The organism is Streptomyces ossamyceticus (genome assembly GCF_001418475.1).
In the GTDB taxonomy this organism is placed as follows: Bacteria; Actinomycetota; Actinomycetes; order Streptomycetales; family Streptomycetaceae; genus Streptomyces; species Streptomyces ossamyceticus.
Window position 1 is genome coordinate 1 of the sequence record NZ_LIQX01000678.1, and the last position, 2,714, is coordinate 2,714.

The following is a 2,714-nucleotide window of genomic DNA, read 5'->3' on the forward strand; positions in this document are numbered from 1 at the left end:
CTCCACGCCCTCCCATCCGTCCAGCCCCTCCGACCCGTTCACTCCCCCGAGCGCGGACGAGGCGCGGGCGCAGCGGACGTACACCTCGTTGTTCCGTATCGCCGAGCGACACGCGGCCACGGACGGGCAGCGCCGTCGGCAGGCGCACCCGCAGGTGCTGGGCCCGCACGAGGCCGTGCGGCTGGTGTCGTTCCTGCTCAGTGGCGCCGCACTGCTGGAGGACGGGGAACCGGAGGTCGACCGGGCGGACATCACCGCCGCACTGAGCCTCGTCCCGTCGGCCCGCGCGGAGATGGACGAGCTGGAGGTCGGGCTCCTGGAGATGGCCCGGGGCCGGGGCATGACCTGGCCGGAGATCGCGTTCGGACTGGGCCTCCAGACCCCGCAGGCCGCCCGCCAACGCTACGAACGCCTGGCGAGCCGTACGGAAAGGGCCACCGACCTCGCCGAGTAGCGGAGAGCGCCGGGCACCGGGCACACAACTGGGCACCGGGCGCTGGGCGCCGGGCCCTCCGGAGTCAGTCCGCGCCGAACAGCTGGTCGCGGTGGATACGCCAGCGGGCCATCATCGCCTCGACCTCCACCTCGACGAACTCGAAGAACGCGAGGGTCTCGCTGAGGCGGCGCCCCGCCGGGCTGTCGGCGCCGAGGCTCGCGACACCCTCGCGCAACGCGTCCTCCCACCGCTTCATGATCGCCTCACGGTTGGTGAGGGCCTCGTACCACTGGTCGCTGTGGACGCGGTAGCGCTCACGCCGCGAACCGGGCTCACGCTCGCGTGACACCAGGTGCACCTGGGCCAGATAGCGGACGGCGCCCGACACGGCGGCGGGGCTGATCTGCAACTGTTCGCCCAGTTCGGCAGAGGTCAGCGCGCCGGTGTCGGAGGCGAGGAGCGCGGCGAAGACCCGGGCCGGCATCCGCGGCATCCCGGCCTCGACGAGCTGCGCCGCGAAGTGCTCGACGAAACGCGAGACCGCCTCGGGGTCCCGCCCCGCACCCTCCGCGGACTCGGCCCCGGCCTGAACGTCGCCCCCGGTCTCGGCCTCAAGCTCGGCCTCAAGCTCGGCTTCGGGCTCGGGCTCGTCGCCGGACTTCGATTCCGCCATCGCTGGATCATCTCCCCTGGTCAGGCACCCCAGTCACACCGCAGTCCCCCGCTGATGAGTCTACTGTCGATTCATACGCTTCCTTAACTTCACAAATTTCTGAAGTAAGCGTACGTTCTGAAGCATGACGAAGGCCAACCCAGCCATCGAGGTCTCCGGACTCCACAAGTCCTTCGGACGGACCCACGCGCTCGCCGGTCTCGACCTGACCGTCGAGTCCGGCGAGGTCCACGGTTTCCTCGGCCCCAACGGCGCCGGCAAGTCCACCGCCATCCGCGTCCTCCTCGGTCTGCTCCGCGCCGACGCCGGGGCCACCCGGATCCTCGGCCGCGACCCGTGGAAGGACGCGGTGGAGGTGCACCGCCGCATCGCGTACGTACCCGGCGACGTCACCCTCTGGCGGAACCTGTCCGGCGGCGAGGTCATCGACCTCTACGGCCGACTGCGCGGAGGTCTGGACGCCGGCCGCCGCGCCGAACTGATCGAACGCTTCGAGCTGGACCCGACGAAGAAGGGCCGCACCTACTCGAAGGGCAACCGCCAGAAGGTCGCCCTCGTCGCCGCCTTCGCCTCCGACGTCGACCTGCTCATCCTCGACGAACCGACCTCCGGCCTCGACCCGCTGATGGAGGAGGTCTTCCAGCACTGTGTACGCGAGGAACGCGACCGGGGCCGCACCGTCCTGCTGTCGTCCCACATCCTCAGCGAGGTCGAGGAGCTGTGCGACCGGGTGAGCATCATCCGCAAGGGCGTCACCGTCGAGAGCGGCTCCCTGGCCGACCTGCGCCATCTGACCCGTACGGCCGTCGCCGCCGAACTCGCCTCCCCACCGGGCGACCTGTCCCGCCTCCCCGGCGTCCACGACCTCGATGTCCAGGGCAACCGGGTCCGCCTCCAGGTCGACACCGACAAACTCGACGCCGTCCTGCGCTCGTTGACCGAGTCGGGCGTACGGTCCCTGGCCTCGACGCCGCCCACGCTGGAGGAACTGTTCCTGCGGCACTACCAGGACGACCAGGACGACGCCGCCTCCCGCTCGCCGGAGAGGACGGCCGCGCGATGACCACCGTCGACAACGCCTCCGCGCCCACGCCCTCGTCGTCACCGTCGCCTTCGAGGCCGTCGGCCTCCTCGTTCGCCGTGCGGTCGGGTGGGGCACGCCAACTGGCCGGTACGGGGATCCTGTTGCGTTTCGCCCTGCGTCGGGACCGGGTGATGGCCCCGGTGTGGGTCGCCGTGACGGGACTGATGGTCCTCTCCATGCCGAACAGCCTGCGCAGCCTGTACGGCACCGCCGCCGAACGCGCCGACCTGATGCGCCAGATGACCACCAACTCGTCGCTGCGCGCCCTGGTCGGGCCCGTGTTCGACGACTCGCTGGGCGCCCTGACCGCGTGGCGCGTCGGCGTCTACGCCGGTGCCCTCGCCGCCGTGATGAGCCTCCTCGTCGTCATCCGCCACACCCGCGACGAGGAGGAGAGCGGCCGTCTGGAGGTGGTCGCGTCGGGGATGGTGGGGCGCCGGGCGCCGTTGACGGCGGCGCTGCTCATGGCGGCGGTCGCGAACGGCACGCTGGGGCTGCTGATCGCGGCCGCCGCCATGAGC

Annotated in this window: 3 protein-coding genes and 1 pseudogene; 3 read left to right on the top strand and 1 reads right to left on the bottom strand. The window is 71.3% G+C overall.

Going from position 1 to position 2,714, the window contains the following annotated elements; translation table 11 throughout:
- On the top strand, positions 1 to 454 hold a 454-nt coding region (locus AOK15_RS36340; protein WP_055522780.1), incomplete at its 5' end, for a hypothetical protein.
- 64 nt (positions 455 to 518) lie between these two features.
- On the opposite strand, the gene AOK15_RS36345 is transcribed toward AOK15_RS36340, so the two are convergent.
- Positions 519 to 1,109, bottom strand: a complete 591-nt coding sequence (locus tag AOK15_RS36345) for a GbsR/MarR family transcriptional regulator (RefSeq protein WP_055522781.1) — start codon at positions 1,107 to 1,109, stop codon at positions 519 to 521.
- A gap of 124 nt (positions 1,110 to 1,233) precedes the next feature.
- Here AOK15_RS36345 and AOK15_RS36350 point away from each other — a divergent pair, with 124 nt between their 5' ends.
- A complete protein-coding gene (locus tag AOK15_RS36350) occupies positions 1,234 to 2,172 on the top strand; it encodes an ABC transporter ATP-binding protein (protein ID WP_055522782.1) in 939 nt (312 codons plus the stop codon).
- Positions 2,169 to 2,714: pseudogene (locus tag AOK15_RS36355) on the top strand (ABC transporter permease); the annotation flags it as partial. The gene AOK15_RS36350 and the pseudogene AOK15_RS36355, both read left to right, overlap by 4 nt.

Excerpts from the sequence above, each read along its gene's own strand:
- AOK15_RS36345 (WP_055522781.1), bottom strand. The coding sequence starts at position 1,109 with ATGGCGGAATCGAAGTCCGGCGACGAGCCCGAGCCCGAAGCCGAGCTT.
- AOK15_RS36350 (WP_055522782.1), top strand. The coding sequence starts at position 1,234 with ATGACGAAGGCCAACCCAGCCATCGAGGTCTCCGGACTCCACAAGTCC.